General features: G+C 72.3%; 17 protein-coding genes. 7 read left to right on the forward strand and 10 right to left on the reverse strand.

Going from position 1 to position 26,740, the window contains the following annotated elements; all coding sequences use genetic code 11:
* Positions 1–12: 12 nt before the first annotated feature.
* The 5 genes from fxlM to OEIGOIKO_RS10340 form a co-directional block, all read right to left on the reverse strand.
* Positions 13–2,094 carry a methyltransferase, FxLD system gene (gene fxlM, locus OEIGOIKO_RS10320; protein ID WP_125053796.1) on the reverse strand — a complete coding sequence of 694 codons (2,082 nt, stop codon included), beginning with the start codon at positions 2,092–2,094 and terminating at the stop codon, positions 13–15.
* 20 nt (positions 2,095–2,114) lie between these two features.
* On the reverse strand, positions 2,115–3,383 hold the full coding sequence (locus OEIGOIKO_RS10325) for a lanthionine synthetase C family protein (RefSeq protein WP_125053797.1): 1,269 nt from the start codon (positions 3,381–3,383) through the stop codon (positions 2,115–2,117).
* Positions 3,380–6,331, reverse strand: coding sequence for a lantibiotic dehydratase (locus tag OEIGOIKO_RS10330; protein ID WP_174857145.1), 2,952 nt, complete (start codon positions 6,329–6,331; stop codon positions 3,380–3,382). The genes OEIGOIKO_RS10325 and OEIGOIKO_RS10330 overlap by 4 nt, the downstream gene beginning before the upstream one ends.
* A gap of 220 nt (positions 6,332–6,551) precedes the next feature.
* Entirely contained in the window at positions 6,552–6,731 is a 180-nt protein-coding gene (locus OEIGOIKO_RS10335; RefSeq protein ID WP_030630840.1) for an FxLD family lanthipeptide, read from the reverse strand.
* A 229-nt stretch (positions 6,732–6,960) separates the two neighbouring features.
* Entirely contained in the window at positions 6,961–7,407 is a 447-nt protein-coding gene (locus tag OEIGOIKO_RS10340; RefSeq protein WP_125053799.1) for an ATP-binding protein, read from the reverse strand.
* Between the two features lie 234 nt (positions 7,408–7,641).
* Here OEIGOIKO_RS10340 and OEIGOIKO_RS10345 point away from each other — a divergent pair, with 234 nt between their 5' ends.
* Together OEIGOIKO_RS10345 and OEIGOIKO_RS10350 are read left to right on the forward strand one after the other, a co-directional pair.
* Positions 7,642–8,928 (forward strand): XRE family transcriptional regulator, encoded by a 1,287-nt coding sequence (locus OEIGOIKO_RS10345; RefSeq protein ID WP_170251683.1) that lies wholly within the window; start codon positions 7,642–7,644, stop codon positions 8,926–8,928.
* Positions 8,925–9,464 carry a GNAT family N-acetyltransferase gene (locus OEIGOIKO_RS10350; protein ID WP_125053800.1) on the forward strand — a complete coding sequence of 180 codons (540 nt, stop codon included), beginning with the start codon at positions 8,925–8,927 and terminating at the stop codon, positions 9,462–9,464. Before OEIGOIKO_RS10345 ends, OEIGOIKO_RS10350 begins: the two co-directional genes overlap by 4 nt.
* A gap of 228 nt (positions 9,465–9,692) precedes the next feature.
* Here the strand turns inward: OEIGOIKO_RS10350 and OEIGOIKO_RS10355 are convergent, their stop codons facing one another.
* Together OEIGOIKO_RS10355 and OEIGOIKO_RS10360 are read right to left on the reverse strand one after the other, a co-directional pair.
* A complete protein-coding gene (locus tag OEIGOIKO_RS10355; protein ID WP_125053801.1) occupies positions 9,693–11,144 on the reverse strand; it encodes a DHA2 family efflux MFS transporter permease subunit in 1,452 nt (483 codons plus the stop codon).
* A gap of 4 nt (positions 11,145–11,148) precedes the next feature.
* On the reverse strand, positions 11,149–18,861 hold the full coding sequence (locus tag OEIGOIKO_RS10360) for an amino acid adenylation domain-containing protein (RefSeq protein WP_125053802.1): 7,713 nt from the start codon (positions 18,859–18,861) through the stop codon (positions 11,149–11,151).
* A 147-nt stretch (positions 18,862–19,008) separates the two neighbouring features.
* On the opposite strand from OEIGOIKO_RS10360, the gene OEIGOIKO_RS10365 reads away from it, so the two are divergent.
* Positions 19,009–20,187: an amidohydrolase gene (locus tag OEIGOIKO_RS10365; RefSeq protein WP_125053803.1), complete on the forward strand. Its 1,179-nt coding sequence runs from the start codon at positions 19,009–19,011 to the stop codon at positions 20,185–20,187.
* A 64-nt stretch (positions 20,188–20,251) separates the two neighbouring features.
* On the opposite strand, the gene OEIGOIKO_RS10370 is transcribed toward OEIGOIKO_RS10365, so the two are convergent.
* Positions 20,252–21,253: an ABC transporter substrate-binding protein gene (locus OEIGOIKO_RS10370; protein ID WP_125053804.1), complete on the reverse strand. Its 1,002-nt coding sequence runs from the start codon at positions 21,251–21,253 to the stop codon at positions 20,252–20,254.
* A gap of 154 nt (positions 21,254–21,407) precedes the next feature.
* Here OEIGOIKO_RS10370 and OEIGOIKO_RS10375 point away from each other — a divergent pair, with 154 nt between their 5' ends.
* Entirely contained in the window at positions 21,408–22,205 is a 798-nt protein-coding gene (locus OEIGOIKO_RS10375) for an ABC transporter ATP-binding protein (protein WP_125053805.1), read from the forward strand.
* Between the two features lie 147 nt (positions 22,206–22,352).
* Here OEIGOIKO_RS10375 and OEIGOIKO_RS10380 read toward each other — a convergent pair whose 3' ends face one another.
* Positions 22,353–23,552 (reverse strand): glycosyltransferase, encoded by a 1,200-nt coding sequence (locus tag OEIGOIKO_RS10380; protein WP_125053806.1) that lies wholly within the window; start codon positions 23,550–23,552, stop codon positions 22,353–22,355.
* 274 nt (positions 23,553–23,826) lie between these two features.
* On the opposite strand from OEIGOIKO_RS10380, the gene OEIGOIKO_RS10385 reads away from it, so the two are divergent.
* The 3 genes from OEIGOIKO_RS10385 (at position 23,827) to OEIGOIKO_RS10395 (ending at position 25,762) form a co-directional block, all read left to right on the forward strand.
* A complete protein-coding gene (locus tag OEIGOIKO_RS10385; protein ID WP_246177296.1) occupies positions 23,827–24,597 on the forward strand; it encodes a 2OG-Fe dioxygenase family protein in 771 nt (256 codons plus the stop codon).
* Positions 24,598–24,816: 219 nt separating this feature from the next.
* Positions 24,817–25,479: a HemK2/MTQ2 family protein methyltransferase gene (locus OEIGOIKO_RS10390; protein ID WP_125053807.1), complete on the forward strand. Its 663-nt coding sequence runs from the start codon at positions 24,817–24,819 to the stop codon at positions 25,477–25,479.
* The gene (locus OEIGOIKO_RS10395; protein ID WP_125053808.1) at positions 25,460–25,762 is read left to right on the forward strand and encodes a CDGSH iron-sulfur domain-containing protein; all 303 of its coding nucleotides are present in this window, start codon (positions 25,460–25,462) and stop codon (positions 25,760–25,762) included. The genes OEIGOIKO_RS10390 and OEIGOIKO_RS10395 overlap by 20 nt, the downstream gene beginning before the upstream one ends.
* On the opposite strand, the gene OEIGOIKO_RS10400 is transcribed toward OEIGOIKO_RS10395, so the two are convergent.
* A complete protein-coding gene (locus OEIGOIKO_RS10400) occupies positions 25,742–26,719 on the reverse strand; it encodes an iron-containing redox enzyme family protein (RefSeq protein WP_125053809.1) in 978 nt (325 codons plus the stop codon). The two genes, OEIGOIKO_RS10395 and OEIGOIKO_RS10400, sit on opposite strands and share 21 nt — an antisense overlap.
* Positions 26,720–26,740 lie beyond the last annotated feature (21 nt).

Below are 26,740 nucleotides of genomic sequence, written 5' to 3' on the forward strand. Positions count from 1 at the left end.
TGCGCGTGGGCGTCAGTTCCAGTCGACGACGATGCGGTTCAGTGGGGTGTCGAGAGCGAAGAGGCCGGGGCGCTGCTCAATCGCGGGGGCATCGAGGGGCTGGATCTCGAAGGTGGCCTCGCGGCCGCGGTACTCCCGGTCCCAGATGCGGATGGCTGCGGCGACCTTCGCGGCCAACTCATCGCTGCCGGGTCCATGACCGATGACCCCGAACTCCCAGAGCTTGTCGCCCTCGGGGGTTTTCTCCTGCGACAGGCGCCGGGCGAGGTAGGTGACGGCGCCCTTGTCGACGGCCGCTGTCGATGAGGGGTAGGGGTCTTCGATGAGCAGGGTGCCCTTGGCGGCCTGCGGAAAGAGCATCCGGATGAGGCCGGAGGGGAGGGCGCAGGCGACGAACAGTTCCATCCACTCGGGCGACTCCATGGCGCGGACCGTCATGCCGGTCCACTCCTCGATGCGTGGCTGGTCGAGGACACCGGTCAGAGCTTCGGCGTCGATGCTCTGACCGGTGGGGGCCTGGAGCCGGACGGTGCCGTCTGTGCTGAGCGGGATGGTTCGGCGGTCATCGTCGGCGATGCCGCGCCTGAGCGGCATGAAGGTGTTCATCTGGCTGCTGAGGGAGGCCCACCGGCCGTCTTGCTGTTCATAGGCGATGGAGCGGGACACCGTGCCCTTGAGGCGCTGGGGTACGAGGAGCCTGCCGCCGGGGGCGAGCTGTTGCAGCCAGGCGTGCGGCACTCCGTGCGCGCCGACGGTGGCGATGATGCGGTCGTACGGCGCTCCTTCCGCATAGCCCCGGGCTCCGTCGCGGGTCACGGCCTCGGCGTTGCTGATGCCGGCGGCGGCGAGGTGCGCACGGGCACCCTCCACGAGGTCGTCGTCGACATCGAGGGTGATCACGTGTCCACTTGCGCCGACCAGGTGGGCGAGCAGGCCGGCGTTGTATCCGGTGCCGGCACCGAGTTCGAGGACGCGCTGGCCGGGCCGGACGTCGAATTGGTCCAGCATGAGGGCGACCACTCCCGGCTGGGAGGCGCAGGAGATCGACGTGCCGTCGGTGTCGTACTTGATGTGCACCGGCGCGTTGGCGTAGGCGTCTTCGAGCGACGCGTCGGGCACGAACACATGACGCGGCACGGTGCGCAGCGCCGCTTCGACGGCGGGCGTGCAAGCATGTCCATCGGCCCGGAGCTGGTCGACCAGGGCGTTGCGGAGGCGCGCAGCGTCCGCCGTGGGGATGTCGATCGTGTCGGTGTTCACCGCCTTGACGCTATCGGCGTCGGTCGTCGCCTTGCCGGGCGACGCGGTGTGGTCACTCGTTCCCATGACTACCTCTCGTGCGATGTGGGACAGGATGCTCTGGTCGTCCCGAAGGAGACCGGCACGGTTGGCGTGGAAGATCACGTGGTGGGCGATGACTGCTCGCAGGCCGCGGGTGAGCATGCCGCGGCGTGAGAGGTCGGCGAGCGTGTTACCCGCCCGTTCGAAGGCGGCCACCCATGCGTCGTGCCCGTGGAGTGGCCCGTCCGGGTGGCAGAGGCCGTGGGCGTCGGCTGTCATGAGCTTCCGTACGGCCAGGGTCAGCTCGGCGTCCCGTTCGGGGAGTGGAGGGCTGGTGGCCGGCCGGAGGGCGGCGATCTTCGCCCATACGTCACCCTGCTCGAACCAGTCGAGCCCGGCACCGCGCATCATGGCGCTCGCCAGCAGGACGGCGGTCTCCCGGCGTCCCAGGCGATCCGGGCTCGGCTGGTAGGTGAGCAGGTGGCGGGAGTCGCTGTGGAACAGGTCGTGGGCGGTGTCCATGGCGTCCGGGCCGCCGAACGCCTCGGTCTCTGGCTCGTAGATACCGGGCCGCCACGACTCGACCGTCCCGTCATCAGTGAGGTCAGTCAGCAGCGACTCGATGACCGGAGAGGGCTGATCGGCGAGGTACCGCAGTGGCCAGGGCTGCTTGTTCATGAACCACCAGCCGGTGAGCTGTTCCTCGGCCTCGGCTGTGATCAGGGCGGGGCCGAGTCGTTCGACGATGACGTGCCTGGCATTCGCCCGGTCGGTGAAAGTGATGTTGTGCTGTTGCCAGCGGTCAGGGGGCACGGGAGTCCTTCGGTCGGTGATCAGGCGGTGAGTAGGCAGGCGTCCCAGGCGGCCTGGGGTGGTGCGGCGGCGCTGGGCGCGAGGAGGACCAGGGCGATGCCAGCGGCGCCGTCGAGCAGACCTGGGCCAGGTTCCGCGTTCCGGACGAGGTCGGTGGCCATGCGTTCGGGGTCGTTGCCCGGCTGGGTGATCGCGTTCAGAAGTGGCGGTATCGCGGCGCGGAGTCGGCCCATGGTTGACGGATGGGCGTCTTCGGCCGTGCGGGCGGCGACATGGGCGAGGCCGGCGACCCCGTGGCACAGGCCGAGATCTGTCGTGGCTTTGAGCTGGTTCGGGTCGGTCAAGGCGGCCACGAGCGCGTTTTCCGCATCGATCTGGCGGCCGGTGTCGCCGAGGGCTAGCGCGGCGAGTTGCTGGGCGCGGGCGAGGCCGGCGGTGCCGTAGCACCAGGATGGCCGCCGGGGCGCGGACGGGTTGAGACGGCCGGTACGCAGTTCGGTCCGGGTGACCCAGTAAGGCCAAGTTGGTCCGCAGCCCGCCTTCTGCTGCCAGCGGTCCAGCCACACCAGGATGGTGTGCAGTGCCGTGTGGTGGTGATCGGTGACGGTGCCGTTCCGGGCGGCGAGGGCCAGGAGTGCGAGTACCCCCCCGATGCCGTGTGCGATGCCGCTGTTGGCGTGCCCGCCGGGGAAACGGTGATCATCCGGGCTGCCCGAGGGGCCGGTCTCGGTCCACCAACCCGGCAGGGTTTCGTCGTGGTGGGTGATCGGTTCGGTGAGACGCACGCAGTAGTCGAGGATGGCGCGCAGGGTGGAGTCGTCGGGGTCGCGGCGCAGGAGGTAGGCGCCATACCCGGTGAGGCCCCGGATGGTGTCGAACTCGGCGAGCTTCGGCAGGCGTCCGGCGTCGATGCGGCGGTGTGCAGCGTCAAGACGACGCCGGGCGTCGGCCCTGACCTGTCGGTCTATCGTGTCCAGGGCACGCTGGTAGGCGCTGGGCAGGTGGTCGGCGGCGCAGGCCAGGGCGTGGGCGAAGGCAGGTGCTCCATAGAAGGGGTGGCTGTCGGGGCCGCTCGTGACCGGCTGGCGGGAGGCGGCGGCGAGCCAGTCGTGGGCGCGCTGCCAGGGCCCGAGGCCGCTTGCGGCTCGCTCAATGTGCAAGAGCGCGATGCCGGGCGGCCCGTAGGCGAGGTGCTGCCGGTGTTCCTGGGGGACGAGAGGCCCCGTACCGGGGTCGGCAAGTTGGGTGGCGATGGCGTCAGCAAGAGCGAGTGTGGGGTGGTCAGTCACGACGGCCTCCCGTTAGTGCGGGCGGTCCAGGCCAGGGCGGTGGCACGCGCCAGGTAGAGGCACACCTCTTCCTCGGGGAAGTTGACCGCGACGTGCCGCACGAAGTGGACGTGCAGGAGGGAGGTGAGAACGTCGTCGACGGCGATGCCCCGGGCGTCCGGGCCCGGCAGATGCGTCCGGTACGCGGCGAGCGCCGCAACACGGTCTGCCCATCCCGACACGATGGCCTCCCCGCCCCGAACTTCGCGTAGCGCGGCCCAGTCGTGGGACGGGTTGGCGAGCCGTACAGCCTCGGCGAACTGCGGACGCGGAACAGGCGCGGGGGCTGTCGAGGGAATGTGGTCGGTCAGCCAGCGCATGGCGGCTTTGGTACTGCCGAGGAACGCGGAGGCGATGGCAACGGTATGGGCCGCCACCAGCGTTCGCTGACCGGGGCGCTCCGGCTGGGCGAGCTGGGCCATGACGGCGCACGAGTCCGCTCGGAACACGTCCTCGGCCCTCTCCCATGCGGCGTCGGAACCCCAGCGGCCCATCTCTCGGTAGGAGGTGGGGTAGCCCAGCTCGGACAGCAGGCCGGCGCTGCGCAGTTCGTCGGCCCAGGCGCTCACGGTGCGGGCAGTCCGGGTAAAGGCTTCTGGGTCCGGGAGGGCGATGCGTAGGCGGAGGTGCTGGTCCGGGTCGCGGAAGCGGATGAACCACCACGGTGGGTTGCCGAGCTGTTCGAGGAGGCCAGGGATGTGCTGGGAGAGCAGAGTGTCCTGGCGGCGGGAGTCTCCGTACAGGGCGGCGAGCAGCACTGAGGAGGTGGCGGGTGTCTGCACCTGGGCCGGAGACAGAGCGCGAACTTGAGTGGGAGCGGGCAGTGGCGGCCACGTCGGGGGACGGGACGCCTTGAGGGGTACTACGACCTCGTGAGCTCGCCCGCCGCACCAGCCGTAAGCCTCCGGTTCCGGGGCCTCGACGAGCACAGCCAGGTGCGTACGGTCGAGGTGCTGGCGCAGGATCGCCCGGTGGCCGGCCTCGTCGAGGTCGAGGAACAGGCGCCGGTCGTCCTCGACGAGTAGCACGCGGCGCGGCAGTCGCCGCCGGACCCGCCAGTCGATGAGGGCGGTGTCCCACTGGGCCCGGGGGCCAGTACGGCCGGGCAGTTCGGACGCCTCCAGCCGCCAGCGTGCCGGGGCCAGCACCGTACGCCCGTACCGCAGCCGCGGCAGGAACGGCATCGCTGCGGCGGCGCCCCAGCCGAACACGGTGACCTGTGCGCACTGAGCGCGGGAGAGCTCGGTGAGGAACCGCACCAGCGGTGGAGTGTGCGTGCGCAGGTTCAGCGCGTGCATCCCGACGGCCTCCACGCGGTGGCCGCGCTCGGGGACGGCGAGATACATGCGGCGGCCGTCGCACCCAACGGCCAGGTCCTCTGGGGTGAGGGCGGTGTCCTTCGGGCCGCGATGCTCCTGAAGGCTGATCACGGTGGGCAAGACCTGCGGGGCGCGGGTGACGTGAGCGCTTTCCGGGAGCAGCGGTGGGAAGGAGAGCTGGGCGGGCACGGTGTTTTTGTCCGCAGCCGGGAGGTCAGTCAGCTCTGTGGTGAGGGCCTTACGGCTGGCGGGGGACAGCACGTCGAGGAACCGGCCTGTCGAGACGCCCGCCCCGCGAGACACACTCACGACCTCCAACCGGAACTGCCCGCGCTGCAACTGCCCCAGGCTGGCCGCGTGCACCCGCACCCCTACCTCCAGGTGCGGCGGTATCCGGGGCTCATCGGACCCCACGTCCAGGGTGGCGATCAGGTCATCGGTGAGGACCACCTCATCGCGGCCGTCGAGCACGGCGGCCTGCGCCAGGCGAACGAGGGCGTCGTCCCGAGTGGAGATACGAGGCCGGCGTACGCCAGCGGGGGTGCCCGGGTAGCCGTCGGGGTAGCCCGTACCGCTGTCCGCGACAACCTCCGTGAGCGGCACCATCGTGCCGATGCCGTACCGCTCGTAGAAGCGCTGGTGGTACGCGTTCCACTCGGCGGTCCCGTACGGGCGGGTGCACACCCGCGTCAAGACGGAAGCGGCACGTTCGATCTCCTTGGCCACTTCCTCCGGCAGCACGATCTGCGCATCCAGTCGTAGGTCGTGAGCGATGGGGTGACGGCGCAGGCCGGGCACGAGAGCCCGCATCCGCGCCGCGACGCTTTCCCGGCCGCCGCGCGTGGCGCATTCCTCCAGGTCCACTCGGATCGCGCGCAGCTCATGCACCATCTCCGCGACCGGGGCGAGGCTTCCGGCGTCGCTCGCATCGAGCTGTCTGAGCAGGTGCCCGAGGGCGTCGGTCTCGGTGCTCGGCACGTGCAAATTCGTGATCAGCACCCGTCGCTGGATCAGCTCTGTCAGCAGGCGGCGCGCCTTCTCTATCCCGGCCTCGGGAAACTCCGCGCGGAGCTTGTCCGCGAGGGTGCCACAGCGGATCGGCGTCCGGGTTGCGGCGAGGACCGTGCGCATTGGTTCGGTCAGGGCCAGGGACGTCTCGACCGCGCGTCTCCGGTCGCCCTGGACATCGGACTGGAACGGCACGATGAGCCGGTCTCCCCGGTTTGTCGCGGTGCTGTTGGCGACGACGGTCAGCCGTTCGAGAAGGTCCGGGCACGGTTCCAGCCGTTCGATCACGGCAGACAGCCACTCTGCCCCCGCGCGGCCAAGCACCATGTGTCGGTCGCCCCAGGCCGCACGTGCCTGCGTCCCGAACTCCGAGGTGGTCACGCCGGCGAACAGGCCGAAGGGGGTCGCTCGATGCTGGGCCCGCAGCAGATAACGGGCTACGGACAGCGCCGTGCGCCGCACGTCCCGTGAGGCAGGACGCTCGGCCATGCACAAGGACCGCACGTGCGCGGCCAGAGCCGGGCTGGCGTGCTGAAGTGCCTCGGCCACGTCCTTGTCCGCCCAGACGGTACGCAACCACATCACACAGGCGGACGAACCGCGGGGCGAGCGGTCATCAAGGTCAGGGCAAGCAGGCACCGGCAGTGAAGGCCGGGCCACGGCGCGCACGAGAGCGGCAGAGCCGGTCCGAAACGCTGGGAGCGGAGCAACCATCGACTGCCTCCATAAGAGAGGGGACGGGCGGCCGGTGCCGTCGCGCCGAGACGCGACGGCACCAGGGCGGACAGAGCTGGGAAGCAGCTCAGGCGACGTTCGTGGTGCAGGCGCCGCAGGTGGATCCGCAGTTGTCGTCGGTCAGGTTGACCAGCCCAGCGGGATCGGCGACCTCGACGAGGGAGACGTCCAGGTCGAAGCCGTCGGTCGCCTCCGGCGGCTGCGGCCGTACCTGGGTGTGGCTGGGCACCACGGTGTTCCGTGTCATTTCTCTGACTCCTCTTGTGAGTAGTGGCGTCGGGGTTGTGTTGCCAGTCGCCTCCGGGTGTCATCACGCGGAGGTTTGCCAGGAGCCGGCCTCTCGGTCGGCTCCTGGAAGCCCGGCCAGAGGCGGCGGCGCTCATGGGCGCTGGCCTCACGCCGGGAGATCGTGAGCAGGGAGTCTGGTCAGGCCGGGGCTGACCGCTGCTCCAGCGAATAGGCCAGCGCATGGGACCTCATTGCTCCCCCTTGGCAGAGAGCTCGGCCCAGACCTCCTTGCCCCACGGACAGCGGCCCGAGCCGCAGAGGTCGTAGCTCCAGCGATCGGCCACAGCATCGATGAGAACCAGGCCGCGCCCGGACTCGGCGTCATCCTCGGCCCGGCCGCAAACAGGCAGTCGTGATGGTTCTCGGTCGAGGACCCCGATACGCAGCCGCGCCGCACTCGGCCAGCCGACGGTGAGCCGGATTTCCTGGCACGAGGTGTGCCTCACCGCGTTCGCCATCAGTTCTGTGACGATCAGCGCGGCGCTGTCGGCGAGGCTTTCGAGCTGCCACAGGCCGAGAACGGATTGGACGAGCTGGCGCCCGGCCTCGGCTGTGGACGGCTCGCATGGGACTGTCTGGCTATAGATGGCACGGTTGGCGGTGCTGCTGTGTTCCCGCTCACTGAGACTCGTCATTGGGGTAGAGCCCTCGCGTTGTCTCGGCGCCCGGGCCGCTCCCCATACGCATGGGGCGCGGACCAAGCCGTCAACAGCCGCCCGAACGGTGCTGCCGGGCGACCAACACCTAGACAACAACGTTCGGAGCCCCGCTGGTTAGGGCGATGGGCCAGTCACCCGGAAGAACCGCCTAGGGCGATTTGACCAGGCGATTACCTGGGGCCCGACCGGTGCGGGCGCTACCTTGCCTGGATGGACTCCACGCGCAACGCCGTTCTTGAGGCGTGGATGGCCGAACACGGTTACAGCTCCAACAGCCTCGCTGAGGCCGTGAACAGGTCCCTCGAACGTCTCACAGGCCGACCAGGTGGTCTCGACGGATCATCGATCCGCGACTGGAAGGCCGGCCGGGTCAAGTGGCCCAAGTCGGCTGCCCGCAGGGCTCTCGAAGACGTCGCGGGCCTGCCTGCCATCGCTTTAGGGTTCGTGCCACGGGGCCGGGCGCCGTCCGTCACCGCTCCACAGCAGCAGGAGGACCCCGATATGAAGCGCCGTACCCTTGTGGGCGGTATCGCTGCCGCAGCAGCCGCAGCGGCAGCCGCTCCGGGCGACACCTCACCGCGCCGGATCGGAATGAGCGACGTCGACCGTCTACAGAAGCGCTTCGCAGAGATCATCGCCAGCGACCACCGCCATGGCGGACAACTCGGTACCGAGCAGAAAGCCGCCGCGCTCGCCGACGAGGCACTGAACCTCCAGAACGCGGGCAGCGCCTCCCAGCGTGTACGCGGCCGCCTCTACGCCTCCGCGGCGGCGTTCCGTTCCTCGGCCATGTGGGCAGCCATCGACGGCCGCCGTTACGACGTCGCGAAGGCCCACATGCGTGAGGCCCAGGCCCTCGCCGAAATGTCCTGCGATCAGTCGATCAAGTTCCGCATCTGGAGGCACGCGGGAACGATGTACCGGCACATGGGCCGGCCCGCCGACGCGCTCGCCGCCAACGACGTCGCCCGCAATCTGAGTCTCACGCGCCGCGATCCCCTGTTCGCGTCCCTCGGTCTGGCCCGGCAGGGAGCCATTCACGGCACAGCGCAGGACAGAACCTCAACCCGCCGGGCGTTCGAGCAGGCCCAGGAAGCCATGCTGCGCGCCGACCTCGCGGACTACCGCCCCGTGTGGATGCTCGCCTTCTACGACCAGGCCGAACTGGACTCCCTAGCCCTGTCGGCATACCTGGCACTCGGCGACTATCCAGCAGCCGAGTACCACGCCCACCGCTGCCTGGCTGCCCTCCGCCCCCACATGGTGCGCTCCCGAGCCATCGCCACCACCAGGCTTGCGCACGCACAACTCGCCCAGGGAGCGGCCGACGCAGCCACAGCCACCGCCATGCACGTCACCGCCAGCGCCGCTACCCAGCACGCCCGAGTGGCGCGCATGCTGCAAGAGTTCGGTGCCGCTCTGCGCGCCACCGCACCGCACACCGCCACCGTGCAAACTTGGACCGAGCACGTCGCCACCTGGAGGACCACGGTATGACCACGGCGCCCACCATCGAACTGCGCACCTTCGACACGCTCGACGCCGTCCGCGGTGACCTCCTCGACGTGTACGCCGAGGTACGCGCACCCCTCCTCCACCTGCCGAACTACGCAGTCACCGCGTTCGGCGAGCGCCTGGACCGGCACAGCAGCGAGCCCGGGTTCACAGCCGTCCTCGCATACGCGAACGGGCAACCCGTCGGCTACGCCTACGCCAACAGCATCGAGCGCGGCGACCGCTACTGGCAGCGCACCAGCCCGGAGCCGGCAGAGAAGTACACCGAACACCCGATCATCGCCCTGAAGGAGATCGGCGTCCGTCCGGCCTGGCGTAAGACCGGCACCGCCCGCCGCATCCACGACGCCCTCCTCGCCGACCGCGACGAGCCGTACGTCACGCTCATGGTCAACCCGGCCGCCGGCGACGGAAAGGTTCATGCGCTCTACGAGTCGTGGGGGTACGCGGGCATCGGGCAGAGCCAGCCGTCACCGGCGTCGCCGGTGCTCACTGTGATGATCCGAGCCAACCGCTGATGTCACGGTCACACTCGCGCAAGGAAGGGTGATTCTCATTGAGCAGGCAGGCGCATTGCGCGCGATGCGTAGGTGGACGCACGGTGAGGCGCCCGTCGTCACAAGCCGGATCAAGCATCACACGGCATCCACGGGCATGTATTCCGACCCACTCCGAAAGCTGAGCGCCGCGATGCCCATGACTGCGCCCCCGCCCCGGGTGCGCAGTCATGTCCGTACGACAGAACCTCAGCCCGCCGCCGGGGCCTGAGCCCCCTCCCCCGCTTCTTCGTCGAGGTCGTCGTCGAACAGCGGCGGCTGCGGCGGGTCCTTCGGCAACCGTACGGCGACCAGCGCGCCCACGGCGACCAGTGCGGCCGTCACCCACACCGCGGCCCGGTACGGGGCCGGGCCGGTGCCGCCGGTGCCGTGGCCGCCGATCACGCCCGCGCAGACGGCGATGCCGAGGGCGCCGCCCAGGGTGCGCAGGATCTGGAAGAGGCCCATCGCGCGGCCCATGTCGGGCGGCGCGACGTCCTCGAAGCCGGCGAGCTGGACGGTGAGCACGGCCGTGCCGAGCACCAGGCCGATGGCGAACATCAGGCCGCGTACCAGCCAGGCGTTGTCCGCGGCGCCCGGTACGGCGAGGGCGGCGAAGACGACCGCGGCGAGCAGCAGCGCGGGCACCACGAGGCGGCGCGGGCCGATGCGCGGCAGCAGCCGGTCGACGACCTGGGAGGCGAGCATCAGGCCGATCGCTTCCGGGAAGACGCTCAGGCCGGCGTCGAGGGCCGAGGCGCCCAGGGCCGCCTGGTAGAGCAGCGGGAAGACGAAGAGCACGCCCATCAGGCCGGCGGCGGTGAGCACGGCGAGTGCGGAGGCCGTGCCGTACGCCCGGCCGGCCAGCAGGCGGAGTTTCAGCAGTGGCTCCGGTGTACGGAGCTGGTGGAGGACGGCGGCCACCGCCAGCGCCACGCCGAGTACGGCGGCGGCCGCGACGGCGGGCTGTGTCCAGCCGTGCGAGGGCCCGAACCCGAGCGCGTACGTGAGCAGTCCGAGGCCCGGGGTGGCGAGCCAGAATCCGGCGCGGTCGAACGGCCCCGGTACGCCCTCGACGTGCTCGCGCAGTCCGAGGACGCCGAGCAGGACGGCGGCGGCGCCGATCGGCACGTTCACGAAGAACAGCCAGTGCCAGGAGAGGTGCTGGGTGAGGAAGCCGCCCAGCGGTGGGCCGAGCGCGGGCATCAGGGCCGTCGGCACGATGAGGACCTTGCCCAGCTTGGCCCGTTCGTGCGGCGGGAACGCGCGGAACAGCAGGGTCATGCCGGCCGGGGTGAGCAGGCCGCCCGCCAGGCCCTGCACCGCCCGCGCCACGACCAGCGCGGACAGGCCGGGGGCCAGGCCGCAGGCGGCCGAGGCGGTGGTGAAGACGGCGAGCGCGCCGAGGAAGACGCGTTTGGTGCCGTAGCGGTCGCCGAGCCAGCCGGCGACCGGCAGGGCCAGTGCGAGGGCGACGAGGAAGGCCGTCTCGACGGTGTTGGCCGCCGAGACGGGCTGTCCGAAGTCGCCCGCGATGGTGAACAGGGCGGGGTTGACGATGGTCGAGTCGAGGCCGTTCATGCACATGGCGGCCGTGTAGACGAGGACGACGGCGGTTCTCGGGTTCAGCCGGGTCCGGGTCGTCGGTTCGGTGGTGGTCATCGGGTCACGCCTCCAGTTCGGTGAGGCGGGCGGCCACCACGCGTGCGATGTGCGCGATCGGCTCGGGCAAGGTCATGTCCTTGTGGGAGCACTCGATGTTCGTGTTGTCGATCCGGCCGGTGACGTAGGGCGTCCAGGTGTCGGGGGTGAGGGTGTCGTCGATGGTGTCCACGACGGCCCGGAAGAAGAGCACGTCGCCCCGGAAGACGCGGTGGTCGTAGGCCCGTACGAGGTCGTTGGTGTTGAGGTAGATGGCGCCGAGCGCCTTGATGGTGTCGGTGGACAGGGTGGAGAGCGGGCTGCCCTCGCGTTGCAGGACCTCCACCACGTTGGCGGTGGTCAGTGGCTTGCCTTCCAGACTGTCGGGACCGTAGCCGCCCATGGTGAGGAGGGATTCGAGCGCTTCGGCCTCGTCCGGTACGGGCAGGCCGCGGAAGCCCTCGGCCGGGTAGGCGTCGAGGATGGCGAGGAGTTCGACCTCGTGGCCCTCGTCCTGGAGGTGGGTGGCCATGGCGTGCGCGATGATGCCGCCGGTGGACCAGCCGAGCAGCCGGTACGGGCCTTCGGGCTGCACCTCGCGGACACGTGCGGCGTAGTGGGCGGCCAGCTCTTCCAGGGTGGCGGGCAGCGGCTGGTCCGCGGTGGCGGCGCCGACGCCCTGGGCCTGGAGGCCGTAGATCGGCACGTCGGCCGGCAGGTGGCGGATGAGTCCGGCGTAGCACCAGCTCAGGCCGCCCGCCGGGTGGACGCAGTGGATGGGGGTCCGGCCGCCTTCGGCGCTTCGGGCGGCCGGGCGCAGCGGGAGCAGCACGTCGAGTGGGTCGTCGTGGCGTACGGCGTCCAGGGCGGCGTCGAGGGCCGCGACGGTCGGCGACTGGAAGACCGTACCGATGGACACCTCGGTGCCGAGCACGGCCTTGACGCGGCCGGCCAGCCGGACCGCGAGCAGCGAGTGCCCGCCGAGGTCGAAGAAGTTGTCCTCGACGCCGACCCGGTCCAGGCCCAGCACCTCGGCGAAGACCGAGCAGAGCAGTTCCTCGCGCGGGGTGCGGGGCGGGCGGCCGGTGGCGGCCGGGCGGTCGGGCGCCGGCAGGGCCTTGCGGTCCAGTTTGCCGTTGTTGGTCAGCGGCAGCCGGTCGAGGAGGACGACGGCGGACGGGACCATGTGGGTAGGTAGTTCGGCGGCGGTGTGGTCGCGCAGGGCGGCGGGGTCGGGCGCCTGGTCCGCGGCGGGCACGGCGTAGGCGACGAGCCGCTTGTCGCCGGGGGTGTCCTCCCGCACGACGACGGCGGTGTCCGCGACGGCGGGGTGCGCGGCGAGCACCGCCTCGATCTCGCCCAGCTCGATGCGGAAGCCGCGCAGTTTGACCTGCTGGTCGGCGCGGCCGAAGTACTCCAGGGCGCCGTCGGTACGGCGCCGGGCGAGGTCGCCGGAGCGGTACATCCGGCTGCCCTCCTCACCGAAGAGGTGGGCGTACGGGTCGGCGACGAAGCGGGTGGCGGTCAGCTCCTCGCGCCCCAGGTAGCCGCGGGCCAGGCCCTCGCCCGCGACGTACATCTCGCCGGTGACGCCGGGCGGTACGGGCTGGAGCCGGTCGTCGAGGACGTAGACGCGCAGGTCGGGGATGTTGACGCCGATGGTGCTGGAGGTGGCGCCGGCGGCGGTGGCGCGGTCGAGCGGGAAGTAGGAGACGTGCACGGTGGTCTCGGTGATGCCGTACATGTTGACCAGGACCGGCGCGTCGTCGGCGTGCCGGTCGTACCAGTCGCCGAGCCGCCCCAGCTCCAGCGCCTCGCCGCCGAAGACCACGTACCGCAGCGCGAGTTCCGCGCCGTCGCTCTCGCGGTCGGCGGCGGCGAGCTGGTAGAAGGCCGACGGGGTCTGGTTGAGGACGGTGACCCGCTCGGTGGCCAGCAGCTGCCGGAAGGCGTGCGGGTCGCGGCTGGTCAGGTGCGGTACGACGACGACCTTGCCGCCGTACAGCAGCGCGCCCCACAGTTCCCAGACGGAGAAGTCGAAGGCGTAGGAGTGGAACAGCGTCCAGACGTCGTCGGGGCCGAAGCCGAACCAGTGGTCGGTGGCGGTGAACAGGCGGGTGACGTTGTGGTGGGTGACGACGACGCCCTTGGGGCGGCCGGTGGAGCCCGAGGTGTAGATGACGTACGCGGCGTCGTCGGGGCGCAGCGGCCGGGTGCGGTCGGTCTGGGTCAGCGGGCCGGCGTCGTATCCGTCGGCCGCGCCGCCGTCCACGGTGATCAGCGGCAGGGTGTGGGCCGGGAGCCGGGGTGCGGTCGCCGTGTCGGTGATCAGGGCGGCCGGGGCGGCGTCGTCGAGCATGTAGGCGAGGCGGTCGGCCGGGTAGTCCGGGTCGAGCGGCAGGTAGGCGGCTCCGGCGAGGGAGACCGCGAGCAGGCCGGTGACCAGGTCGACGGAGCGCGGCAGGGCGAGCGCGACGATCGAGCCGGGGCCGATGCCGCGGGCGGCGAGCAGCCGGGCCAGGCGGTGGGCACGGGCGGAGAGTTCGGCGTAGCCGAGGGACTGCCCCGCGCAGCTGACCGCCGTGCGTCCGGGGTGGCGGGCCGCCGCGGCCTCGTAGACCTCGGGGAGCGTGGTCGCGGGGTGGACGGTGAGGGGTTCGGCGGGGGTGTTCCACGCGACGAGGGCGCGGTGGCGTTCCTCGTCGCCGAGCAGCGGCAGCAGGCCGAGGGGGGTGTCCGGCGCGTCGGCGGCCGCGGTGAGCAGCCGGGCCAGGCGGTCGGCGAGGCCCTGTACGGTCGCGCGGTCGAAGAGGTCGGTACGGAACTCGAAGAAGCCGCCGATGCCGCCGCCGGGCTGCTCGCCCGCGTTGAGGGTGAGGTCGAACTTGGCCGTGCCGGACGGCACGGCCGTCATCCGGGCGGTGGCCTGCGGGCCCAGCGCGAACGCGGCGTCCGGTACGGACTGCCAGGCCAGCATCGTCTGGAACAGGGGGTGCCGGGCGAGCGAGCGCCGTGGGTTCAGCTCCTCGACGAGGTGGTCGAAGGGCAGCGTGTCGTGCTCGTACGCGGCGAGGGTGGTGGCCCGTACGCGCTCCAGGAGCGTGCGGAAGGCGGGGTCGCCGGAGGTGTCGGTGCGCAGTACGACGGTGTTGGTGAAGAAGCCGACGAGGGCGGCGGTGGCGTCGTCGGCGCGGCCGGCGACGGGGGTGCCGAGGGGGATGTCGGTGCCGCAGCCGTGCCGGGTGAGGAGGGCGGCGAGGCCGGCCTGCACGGTCATGAAGACGCTGGTGCCGGTGGTCCGGGCGAGGCGCTGGAGGGCGGCGTGGGCCGTGGCGTCGAGGGTGAAGGGGACGGTGTCGCCCGCGTGCGAGGCGACGGCCGGGCGCGGCCGGTCGGTGGGCAGTTCGAGCTGGTCGGGCAGGCCGGCGAGGGCCTGCCTCCAGTGTGCGAGCTGGGCGGCGGCGAGCGGGGTGGGTTCGGCGGGCGTGCCGAGGAGCTGCTGCTGCCGGGCGGCGTGGTCGGCGTACTGGAAGGGCAGCGGCGTGAACTCCGGTGCCCGGCCCGCGTGTCTGGCGGTGTAGGCGGTGGCGAGGTCGCGGGCCAGGGGTGTGGTGGAGGCGCCGTCACCGGCTATGTGGTGCAGCAGCAGGAGCAGGGTGTGGCGGTCCGTGCCGTCGCTGAACAGCGTGGCGCGGAGCGGGGGTTCGGCGTCCAGGTCGAAGCAGTGGCGTACGGCCTGGGTGAGGTCGTCACCGCCGGGCCCGGCGAGATGCAGTTCCGGCTGCGACAACGGATGGTCCGCCGGAAGAATCCGCTGGCAGGGCTGCTCCTCCCCGCCGTTGTCAGTGGTCGGGTATACCGTTCTGAGTGTCTCGTGGCGAGCGGTCAGGTCGCGCAGGGCGAGCTGGAGCGCGCCACGGTCGACCGGCCCGTCGACGCGCAGCACGAGCGGGATGTTGTAGGTGGGGCTGGGGCCTTCGAGCCGGTGGAGGAACCAGAGGCGCTGCTGGGCGGGCGAGAGGGGGAGGTGTCCGGTGCGGGGTACGGGAGTCACGGGCAGGGCCGCGGACGGCTTGCCGTCGGTGCCGGTGCCGGGGTCGCCGTCCGCGGGTGCGGCGGAGTGGACGAGTGCGGCGAGCGCGGCCGGGGTGGGGTTGCGGAAGACGTCCGCGGTGCTCACGGGCGCCTGGAAGATCTCCCGCATACGCGCGGCCAGGCGGGCGGCCAGCAGCGAGTGACCGCCCAGGTCGAAGAACCCGGCGTCCGCCGGGGGGCTGGTGTCCAGTGAGAGGAGGTCGGCCAGCAGACCGCTGATGATGTCGGTGTGCGGGCTGCCGGTGCCGGCGGAGTCCGTACCGCCGAGCCCGGCGCCGGAACCGGTTCCGGCACGGCCCGGACCGGCGCCGGTGCCGTCGGCTCCGCCGTCACCGGAGCCGGGGACGCCCGGCGCGGGGTCCGGGAGGGCGCGGTGGTCCAGCTTGTCGTTGGCGGTGCGCGGCAGCGCGGCGAGCAGCGTCACGGTGGCCGGGACCATGTGCGCGGGCAGGGTGGCGGCGAGGTGCGCGCGGAGGGTGGCGGGGGTGGGGGCCGAGGTGGGAGCTGGGCTGAGGGCAGGGGTGGAAGCTGGGCTGAGGGCAGGAGTGGAAGCTGGGCTGAGGGCAGGGGTGGGGGTGGGCGGGGCGGGGGCGGGGGCCCCGGGAGAAGTGGCGGAGACAGCGTCCCCGGCCTCCGCGCCGTCGGCGTCCGCCCTCAGCACCGCGTACGCCAGCAGCCGCTTGCCCTGCGGGGTGTCACGGGCGATCACCGCGGCCTGGGCGACGGCCGGGTGCTGGGCGAGGGTGGCCTGGATCTCGCCGAGTTCGATGCGGAAGCCGCGGATCTTGACCTGGTCGTCGCTGCGGCCCAGGAACTCGACCGTGCCGTCCGCCCGGCGCCGTACGAGGTCCCCGGTGCGGTACATCCGGCTGCCGGGCGCGCCGTGCAGCGCGCCGTACGGGTCGGCGACGAAGCGTTCGGCGCTCAGGTCGGGCCGTCCGAGGTAGCCGCGGGCCAGGCAGGCGCCCGCCACGTACAGTTCGCCGGTCGCGCCGTCCGGCGTGGGCCGCAGGCAGGCGTCCAGGACGTAGGCCCGGGAGCCGCGCACCGGCCGCCCCTCGGCAGCCGCGCCACCGGTCCCCCTGGCGTCGGTCGCACCGCCGCCGATGCCACCGTCACCGATCTCGCCGCCCCCGGCCTCCGGCGCGGTCCAGTAGTACGCGTCGACGGTGGTCTCCGTCGGCCCGTAGAGGTTGACCGCGTGCAGCCCCGCGGTCGTGGTCAGCCGCTCCCACAGCGGTACGGGTACGGCCTCGCCGCCGACGACGATCACGGCCGGGCGGTGCCGTCCGTCCTCCAGCAGCCCCTCGGCTAGGAGGGCCTCGGCGTAGGACGGGGTGACGTCGAGGTAGTCGATGCGGTGCTCGTCCACGTACCGGGCGAGGGCGGCGGGGTCGCGGTAGGCGGTGTCGTCGAGGAGGTGCAGTTCGTGTCCGTGGACCATCCACAGCACCGGGTCCCAGGACGCGTCGAAGGCGAACGAGGCGCTGTGCGCGACACGCAGCCGTTCCCGGCCGGTCCGGGCGACGGCGGGGGCGACATGGTCGCTGCCGTGCCCGGCGTACAGGTTGGCGAGCGAGGCGTGGCTGACGACGACGCCCTTGGGGCGCCCGGTGGAGCCGGAGGTGTGGATGACGTAGGCGGCGTTGCCGGGTGCGACCGGCACGGCGGGCGCGCTGTCGGGCTGCGCGGCGAGCGCGTCGGCGGTGGCGGTGTCGTCCAGCGCGAGGACGGGCAGTCCGTGCGCGGGGAGCGCGGCCAGCGTCGCGGTGGTGCCGACGACGCACACCGGGCGGGCGTCTTCGAGGACGGCCAGGGTCCGGGCGGCCGGGTGGCCGAGGTCGAGGGGCTGGCAGACGCCGCCCGCCTTCAGGACGGCGAGCAGCGACGTCATCATGCCGGTGCCGCGTGGCAGGGCGAGGGCGACGGGGCGTTCCGGGCCCGCGCCGCGGCCGGTCAGCAGGTGGGCCAGGCGGTTGGCGGCGGCGTCCAGTTCGGCGAAGGTGAGCGCGGTGCCGCCGCTGCGGACGGCCACGGCGTGCGGGGTGCGGGCGGCCTGTGCGGCGAAGTACGCGGGCAGGGTGCGGCCGGCGGGCGGTTCGTCGCGTCCGGTGGTGGCCCGGCGTACGGCGTCGGCGTCCAGCAGGTCGATGGTGCCCACGGGCCGGTGCGGGTCGGTCAGCAGGAGGTCGGCGAGCCCGCCGAGGTAGCGCAGGAACGTTTCCCGGTGCCGGTCGAGTTCGTCCGCCGCGTACCGTGCGGTGTGTGCGTCGAGGCTGATGCGCAGCCCGCCGTCCGCGTCGGGCGAGGCGGTGACGGCGAGGTCCTCGACGGGGCCCGCGGCGAGGTTGTGGACCGTGCCGGGCAGGCCGGCGAAATCGAGGTCGCCGTCGAACGGCTTGATGTTGACCATGGGCCCGGTCAGCGGCGTGGCGGCCGAGGAGAGCGCGAGGTCGCGGCGGATGTCGGCCTGCGGGTAGCGCTGGTGGCGGCGTACCGCACGCATTTCGAGGACGATGCGGCGCAGCAGTACGGCGCCGGTGTCCCCGGGGCGCACGGCGATGCGCAGGGGCAGGACGTTGACGGTCATGGCCGGGGTGCGCAGGGCGGCGGGGCCGCGGCGGTTGGTCAGCGGCAGGCCGAGCACGATGTCCTCGGTGCCGGTGAGGCGGTGCAGATGGCCGGCGGTCGCGGCGATGACCAGTTCCGCCCAGGTCGCCTTGACCGCTTCGGCGGCCCGGGTGAGACGGTCCAGGGTGGCGGCGGGCAGATCGGTACGGGTGCGGAGGACGTCACCGGCGGCGATGGCGTCGGCGAGCGAGGCTGCGGTGACCGGGGCTCCGGTCACCGGGGCTGCGGTCACCGGGGCTGCGGTCACCGGGGCTCCGGAGGCACGTGCCGCGCGGGTGCCGGCCGTGCCGCTCGCCAGGACCACCGGTTCCGGCCGCCCGGCCATCCTCTCGGCCCAGAATTCCCGGTCGGCGGTGTACTGCTCGCTCTCCAGGTACCGCGTCTCCTCCTCGACCAGCTCACGCAGCGGCGCGAACCGGGTGGCCGCGGGCTCCTGCCCGGTGGCGAGGGCGGTGTAGAGCTCGGCGACGCGGCTGCCGACGAGTTGCAGGGCGTAGGCGTCGACGGCGATGTGGTGCACCCGCTGGTACCACCAGTAACGGTCGTCGGCGACGCGGAAGAGAGCCTGGGTGATGAGCTGTCCGGCCTCGCCGAGGTCGGCGGCGCGGGTGAGGTCGGTGTGCATCCAGTCGCGGGCGGCCTCTTCGGCGGGCCGGCCGGCGTCGCGCAGGTCGATGCGGTGCAGCAGCCGTTCCGGGTCCGGCGGTACGACGCGCTGGCTCGGCTCGCCGTCCGTCTCGCTCACACACACGCCGAGCGTCTCGGCCTCCGTGACCGTACGCAGCAGGGCGCGCTCGAACAGCGTCTCGTCCAGGGGGCCCTGGATCTCGACGACGTCCGCCGTGTTGAGTGCCGGGCTCTTGGGATTGATTTGACCCGCGTAATGGATGCCGGCCTGCGCGGTGAGCAGAGGGAATCCGGCGGGCCCGGCGGGACGCGGTGTTCCCGGCGCGGGAGCGCTGGGGCGCGACAGTGCCGCGGGGACTGCCTGGTCGACCGGACGCTGATGCATGTGTGTGACAACTCCCAGGGAGGAAACCGAGCTTCGCGGGCCGGCCGGCAGCCCGCGCACAAACTTAGGGAAGCCTAAGTTATTTTTACTCTTCTGCGGTGCCGCCGACCGCCACCGGCACCGGTCACCGAGCCCGAAGAGGAGACGATGACGTCCGCCCCCGCCCCCACCCCCGGCCCCGCCGCGCTCGCCGCCGTCAAGGACGCCGTGCGCCGGCACATCAAAGGTAAAGACACCGTCCTGACCGGCCTCAGCCGCCGTATCCACGGCTGTCCCGAGACAGCCTTTACCGAACACCACGCGGCTTCCTGGTGCGCCGGGCTGCTGCGCGAGCACGGCTTCGAGGTGACCGCGCCCGCCCACGGCCTGGACACCGCGTTCACCGCCACCACCGGTACCGGTCCGGTCACGGTGGCCATCGCCTGCGAGTACGACGCCCTGCCGGACCTCGGCCACGCCTGCGGCCACAACCTGATCGCCGCGGCCGGTGTCGGCGCGGCGCTGGGCCTGGCTCCGTACGCGGCGGAACTGGGCCTGACGGTCCGGGTCGTGGGCACGCCGGCCGAGGAGCGCGGCGCGGGCAAGGCGCTGCTGCTGGAGGCGGGCGCGTTCGACGGGGTGGACGCGGCGATGATGGTGCACCCGTGCCCGTTCGAGATGTCCGACTTCCGGTCCTTCGCGCTCGGCACGCTGTCCGTCACGTACACCGGCCGCACCGCCCACCCCAGCCTGAACCCGCACGAGGGCCGCAACGCGGCCGACGCCCTGACCGTGGCCCAGGTCGCCCTGGGTCTGCTGCGCCAGCAACTGCCGCCGCAGTGGCGGGTGCACGGCGTCACGACCTCGGCCGGCTCCGCGCCGAACGCGATACCCGACCGCGCGACGGCCGAGTACGAGATCCGTGCCGAGGCCGCCGAGGACCTGCGCGAGCTGCGGGAGCGCGTCGAGGCGTGCTTCCGGGCCGGTGCGCTGGCGACCGGCTGCGAGGTGACGCTGGAGCGCCCGGAGCCCGACTACCTGGACTTCCGCGGCGACCCTGAGCTGATCGCCCTGTGGGGCGCCAACGCGCGCGCCCTGGGCCGTCCCGAGCCGGTCGAGCGCGGGCCCTTCGCCTGTACGGACATGGGCAACGTGTCCCATGTGGTGCCCGCCATCCACCCCGTGCTGGACATCAGCGGGGGCGCCTGCGGGCCGCACGAGCCGGAGTTCGCGGAGGCGGCGGTGTCGCCGCAGGCCATGCAGGCCCTGCTCGACGGAGCGGTGGGCCTGGCCTGGACGGCGGCGGACTTCGCGTACACCAGGAACCACGGCACGGCCGGGGCATGACGGAATGCCGGTGGCGCCCCGAGGGGTGCCACCGGCACCGCAGCGGCCTCCCGGCCGCTCCGGCTCAGGACTTGGTCAGCGCCTTGCTGATGTCGTTCATGACGACATCGCTGGCCAGCGGCCCGCCGCGGGTGGACCAGACGGAGCCGTTGACCGTCACCACGTGGCCCTTCTTCACCGCGCCCAGCTCCTTGTAGGCGGGCTTGGTCTGGACGTCCTTGAGGGCCTTCTCGCCGTCGGAGGTGAGGGTGGACAGGAACAGCCAGTCGCCGTCGATCTCGTCGATCTTCTCCAGGCTGAGCGACGGGGCGTGCGCGTTGCCGTCCTTGTTCTGGTTGGCGGGCCGCTGCAGGCCCATCTCCAGGGCGACGCCGCTGGCGAACTGCTTCTTCTCCATCCAGCTCGGCCCGTCCGGGTTCCAGCGCACGATGGAGACGGCGGCGCTCTTGTTCGCGCCCAGCTTCTCGCCCGCCGCCTTGGCGGCCGCCTCGTGGTCGGCGATGACCTTGTTGGCGTCGTTCAGCTTGTTGACGGCGTTGCCGATGCCGCGGAAGGACATCTTCCAGTCGTCGGTGGGCGCCATCGTCACCAGGGTGGCGGGGGTGATCTCACGCAGCTGCTTGAGCACCTGCTCGTCCTGCATGTCACCGGCGAGGATCAGGTCGGGCTTGGCCGCGACCACCTTGTCCATGACGGGCTTGAGCAGGCCGCCGACGATGTCGATGCCCTTGACCTTGTCCTTCAGGTAGGCGGGCGGCTCGTCCAGGCCCTGGCCGTTGGTGATGCCCACCGGCTTGATCTTCAGCGCGAGGACCGCGTCCAGGTCCTCCTGGGTCAGCGTGACGATCCGCTGCGGGTTCGCGGGCACCTCGACGACCTTGCCGGTGGCGTCCTTGACCGTACGGGTGCCGCCGGACGCCGCCGCGTCCTTGCCGCCCTTGTCCTTGGCGTCCGCGCCGGAGTCCGCGCCGCAGCCGGTCAGCAGCAGTGCCGCGGCACCGAGGGCGGCGACGGCCGAGGCGGTACGGCGTCGGGCGGTGAGAAGTGGGCGGCGGGACACGGTCATCGGGGGCTCCGGGTTTCAATGAACACGACGTGACGAGGCGTGCGTACGGCTGCCGCGGCAGCCGCACTTCCGCCGATTAGCGTTAAGGTTAGCCTTACCTTATGACAAATAGGCAAGAGGTGTGACCTCTGGCCCCGGGGAAAGGCCGGCTTCAGTGGAACTCCGCGTCGAGCAGCTCACCGCCGGATACGCCGGTCACCCGGTCGTCGACCGGGTCGACCTGACGGTGGAGTCGGGTCAGGTGGTGGCGGTGGTCGGGCCCAACGGCTGCGGCAAGTCCACACTGCTGCGCTGCATGGCGCGCCTGCACGAGCCCGCGTCCGGCCAGGTCTTCGCGGGCGACGCCGACGTGTGGCGGCTCAAGCAGCGGGAGGCGGCCCACCGGATCGCCCTGCTCCCCCAGTCCCCGCAGGCGCCCGAGGCGGTCACCGTGGCGGGCCTCGTACGGTACGGACGCCACCCGCACCAGGGCCTGTTCCGCCAGTGGTCCCGCGAGGACGAACGGGCCGTGACCCGCGCCCTGGAGGCGACCGGCACCACCGGTCTGGCCGACCGCCGCCTCGACCAGCTCTCCGGCGGCCAGCGCCAGCGCTGCTGGCTGGCCATGGCACTCGCCCAGGAGACCCCGGTCGTGCTGCTCGACGAACCGACCAGCGCCCTGGACATCGGCCACGCCGTGGAGGTGCTGGACCTGGTCCGCGAGGTCGCGGCGGCCGGGCGGACCATCGTCATGGTCGTCCACGACCTCGCGGCGGCGGCCCGCTACGCCGACACGGTCGTCGCCATGCGGGCGGGCCGGGTGGTCGCCGCCGGCCCGCCGCGCGAGATCATCGACGCGCCGCTGGTGAAGGAGCTGTACGGCGTCGACGCGGAGATCCTGGCCGCACCGTCCGACGGCGCGCCGGTGGTCGTACCGACGGCCCGCGCGGCGGCGGAGTCCGTACGCACCTGAAAGCTCCCGGAACGCACCGGAACGCACCGGGAAGGCCCCCGTAACGCAACGCAAGAGTGCGGTGCCCCCGTCCCACGACGGGGGCACCGCACTCCCGGCTTGTGCCGCCTCAGGCGACCCGCGCCGCCTCGGACGACCCGTGCCACCTCAGGCGATGATCTTCTCCAGGTCGTCCACGACCTGCCCGACGTCCGGCAGCGCGAGGCTGGCGAGCTGCGCCTGCCGCATCCGGGCGGCGATGCCGCGGTTGTCCAGGATCTCCCGGCACACGGCGGCGACGGCCTCCGGCGCGGTGTCGGTCAGGTGCCGGCCGAGGCCCAGTTCCTGCACCCGCTGGGCGTTGGGCAGTTGGTCGCCGAAGTTCGGCAGCACCGCCATGGGCGTGCCCGTGCGCACCGCTTCCCTGACGCTGTTGTAACCGCCGTGGGTGAGGAACAGATCGGCGCACTCCAGCAGCAGCGGCTGCGCGAGACGGTCCGTCAGGCGGACGTGCGGCGCGGGCTCCGCGCCGGCCGGAGTGATGCCGCCGGTCGCCACCACGGCCGTGCAGTCCAGCTGGGACAGAGCCGCCACGATGGTGCCCAGCTGCTCGGCCGGGTCGGTCATCCCCACCGGCAGCGGGGCGCCCTCCGGCAGCACCTCGCGGAACATCGGCAGCGCCGTGCCCACCGCGGCGAACACCAGGGGCCGGTCGGTGGGCAGTTCGGCCACCCAGCCGGGCAGCCCGGCGGTGCGGTCCACGACGGTGGTCTGGCGGTAGGCCAGCACCGTCGTGGGGAAGCGGGCGAAGGAGAACGCGGCGGGCAGGTAGTCGAAGCGGCCGTGCGGGTAGAGCGATCCGGCCTTCTCCTGTACGGGCAACTCCAGTCGCTCGCGCAGCTTGTTGAGCCCCGGCAGCAGGGTTTCCGGGTCGAGCATGTTGACCGTACCCGCGGGAATGGGCAGTTGCGGGATGCCGAGGCGTTCGGCGAGCAGGCACGCGCCGAAGTCCATGCCGTCCCGGATGATGACGTCCGGGCGTACGGTGCCGACCAGTTCGGCGAGTACCTCGTGACTCTCGACGGCCATGTCGCCCATGAGCCGGTCGAGCAGCATGCGCATGTGCCGGTCCTCGTCGGACATGCCGTCCGCGTCTGCCGCCTCGTCGGCGTTCTCCTGCAGCCCGGACCCGAAGTCGATCCGGGGCAGGCAGGTTTCCACCGTGACCGGGTCGGCGGCGAAGACGGGGGCCACTTCGGGCGTCGTGGCCACCGTGACGGCGTGGCCGGCCCCGGCCAGCGCGCGGGCCAGCGGCAGCAGGGCTCTGCCGTGCGACGGAGAGCCGGTCGCGGTGCACAGGACGCGCATGGGTTCCTCTTCTCTGGGCGTTCTCTGGCGGAGGCGGTGCGATCACCGTAAGAAGCCCCGAAAAGAGGTGTCAAAGGAAGGTGACGACATACGACGACATTGAGTCATCCGGCATGAACAGGCCGCCGAGCGGGCAGGGCCCGGCCCATGATCCACCACGCCGCTCCCGTACCGGGCACCGGGTGCGCGCAAGATGCGATCAGCTTCCGGCCGCCCCACGATGGGATCACGCAGGCGCTGCGGCGCACGCCCGGCAGGAAGGCGGACAACCGACGTGGAGCACATCGAGGACCGCTCGGCGCCGTCCGGCACCGGCGACGCGGCCGGGGCCGGCTCCCCGGTCGAGGCCGCACGCTCGTGCCTGACCCACTCCGCCGTCTGCCTGATGTCCGCGGCCTCCGTCCGCGCCCAGCTGGGCGCGGACGACACGGCGTGGGTGCGCTTCGCCGCCCACTGGGACGACCTGGGCGAGGACCGGTACGCGGCCGAGCAGGGCACCCGCAGGCTGCGCCGGTACGGCCAGTTCTCCCTCACCCCGGCCACCGGCGAACTCGTCCAGCTGTCCCATACGCCGTTCGTGCAGCCGAAGGACACCAACCCGCTGTACGAGACGGTGGACCGGCACTTCGAGCCGCTGACCGACGCGTTCGTCGCCGATCCGCTGCTGCGGCCGCTGTTCACCCTGCTGGGGCAGGCGGCGGCCGCCCTGGACGACGCCGGGCGGTGGATCGTCAAGGTGCACCCTTTCCGGGTCGTCGCGACGGCCGACGACGCGGGCGACCCCACCCCGGAGGGCCGCCACAAGGACGGCGTCACGCTGGTGTCGTCCCTCCTCGTCGACCGTGACAACGCCACCGGCGGTCAGAGCAGCGTCTACACCCACGACGGGCGGGAACTGCTGTCCACCACCCTGTACCGGCCGGGCAGCCTGCTGCTGTCGGACGACCGGGACTCGCTGCACTGCGTCTCCCCGATCCGGCCGATGGACCGGTCGCGGCCCGCGTACCGCGACGTACTGGTGACCACGCTCACCGCCGTGCGGTGACATCCGGGGGAGCTGCTCGGCGTCCCGTCACTGCGACTTGGGGGGACTGCTCGGCGTTCCGTCCCCGCAATTCCGGTGGGCCGCTCGGCGCCCCGTCCCCGCAATTCCGATGGGCCGCTCGGCGCCCCGTCACTGCGACTCCGACGGGCCGCTCGGCGTCCGTCCCCGCAACTTTCGTCCGTCGTGAAATGAACGATGTTTCCGGGGTACTCGTGGCGCGTGTTCTTCATCAAACCCCCCGGCGTGTACGCGCCCCAGGAAGACACCGGAATGCTGGCCGCAGCCCTCCGGCGCGAGACCCTGCGGGCGGGTGCCGAGGTGCTGGACGTGGGCGCGGGCAGCGGTGCCCTGGCGGTCGCCGCGGCCCGGCACGGGGCCGGGCGGGTCACCGCGACGGACGCGGCGTTCGCCGCCGTGCTCACCACCCGGTTGAACGCCTGGTTCGCCGGGCACGCGAGCCGGGTGCGCGCACACCGGGGCGACCTGCTGCGCCCCGTGGCCGGGCGCCGCTTCGACCTGGTCATGGCGAACCCGCCGTACGTTCCCTGCCCGGCACCCGTACTGCCGCGCGGCGGCCGGGCGCGGGCGTGGGACGCCGGGCCGGACGGGCGCGCCGTACTGGACCGGCTGTGCGCCCAGGTACCGGCGCTGCTCGCCCCGGGCGGTGTGCTGCTGCTCGTGCACTCGCAGCTCTGCGCCCCCGGCCGGACCGTGGACCTGCTGACGGGCGCCGGGCTGGAGACCTCGGTCACCGACCGGAGGTTCATCCCCTTCGGGCCCGTGATGCGGCAGCGCGCCCCGTGGCTGGAGGCCCAGGGACTGATCGCCCCGGGCCAGGACAAGGAAGAGCTGGTGGTGGTCCGTGCGCAGCGACCCGAGTGAGCAGGAGCGTGCATCCGTACCGGAGCGGGCGGAGTGGGCGGAGCGGGCGCCCAAGGAGGCGCGCCGGGTCGTCCAGGACCCCGGTGGCCCGGTGCTCGTCGAAGGTCCGGTCGAAGTGGAGTCGGACGACGGGACCGTGGCCCGTTCGGACCGCCCGTTCGTCGCTCTGTGCATGTGCCGCCGCAGCCGGACCTACCCGTGGTGCGACACCAGTCACCGAGGCCGCAAGCGGCCCCCGGCCGCGCGTACGGCCGGGGACGCGTCAGAGCGCGGCGAACAGTGAGGACTCGCCCGCCTGCCAGGCGCTGAGCAGGTGCTCGCCCAGCCGGTCCTCCAGCAGTTCGGTGGCCCCGATGCCGAACGCGACGTCCGGGGCGAGCGCGGGCTCCTCCCGGAGCAGCCCCTTCACCACTTGGTGGCGCACCACCTGTTCGTGCACGGCGTCCGCCTCGACGTGCTCGGCGTAGAAGTGCACGGCCGCGGGGCCGGCTTCCAGCCGCTCCAGCGCCTGCGCGAGGCGGCGGGAACCGGGCGACGAGGTGATCTCGACCCAGGCGAAGTGGCCGATCAGAGCGCCCCGGTGCACACGGTGCAGCCCGAAGAGCGACATCAGGTTGTTGACGGCGAGCATCTGCCGTGAGCAGGCGCCCAAATAGCGGCCGTACGCACGGTCCAGGCCGAGGTCGTCCATCAGGTCGGCGAAGAGCCGGGAGTGCACCCGCTCGGCACGGCCCGCCCCGAACTCGTCGTACTCCACCGCCATCATCCCGGCCTTGGCCTGGCCCCACAGGCGCGGCACGACCCACAGGTGGGGGTCGGCCTCCTTGAGATGGTAGAGGGACCGCTGGGCCGCGTACTCCCGCAGATGCCAGTGCTCGCCCTTGTCGCGCAGGAAGTGCGAGACGCCGTCCCCGTCCGCCGGCTCCACCAGCAGGTCGTCGAGCAGCGCGTCCACGTCCGCACGCTCGGGGACGTCGGCGCGCAGCGCGTCGAGGAAGGCGTGCTCCAGGGCGGCCCGGAAACGCAGCAGTTCCGGATCCCACTCCCAGGTGTCGGGCACGGCGTCGAAGCCGCGGTAGTGCAGCTCGTAGCAGAGGGCGAGGGCGAGGTGCAGGTCGTCGCCGTACGGGTCCGACGCCGCCGCCGTACGGCTGTCCGGCAGCCGTACGGTGCCGGGCGGCTGCTCCAGTGCGGAGACGACCGCCGCCGACAGGTCTCCGCGGGCCGGGGGGCGTTTCACGTCGCGGTCCTTCCCTTCACC

This window comes from Streptomyces paromomycinus (assembly GCF_003865155.1).
Lineage (GTDB): Bacteria > Actinomycetota > Actinomycetes > Streptomycetales > Streptomycetaceae > Streptomyces > Streptomyces chrestomyceticus.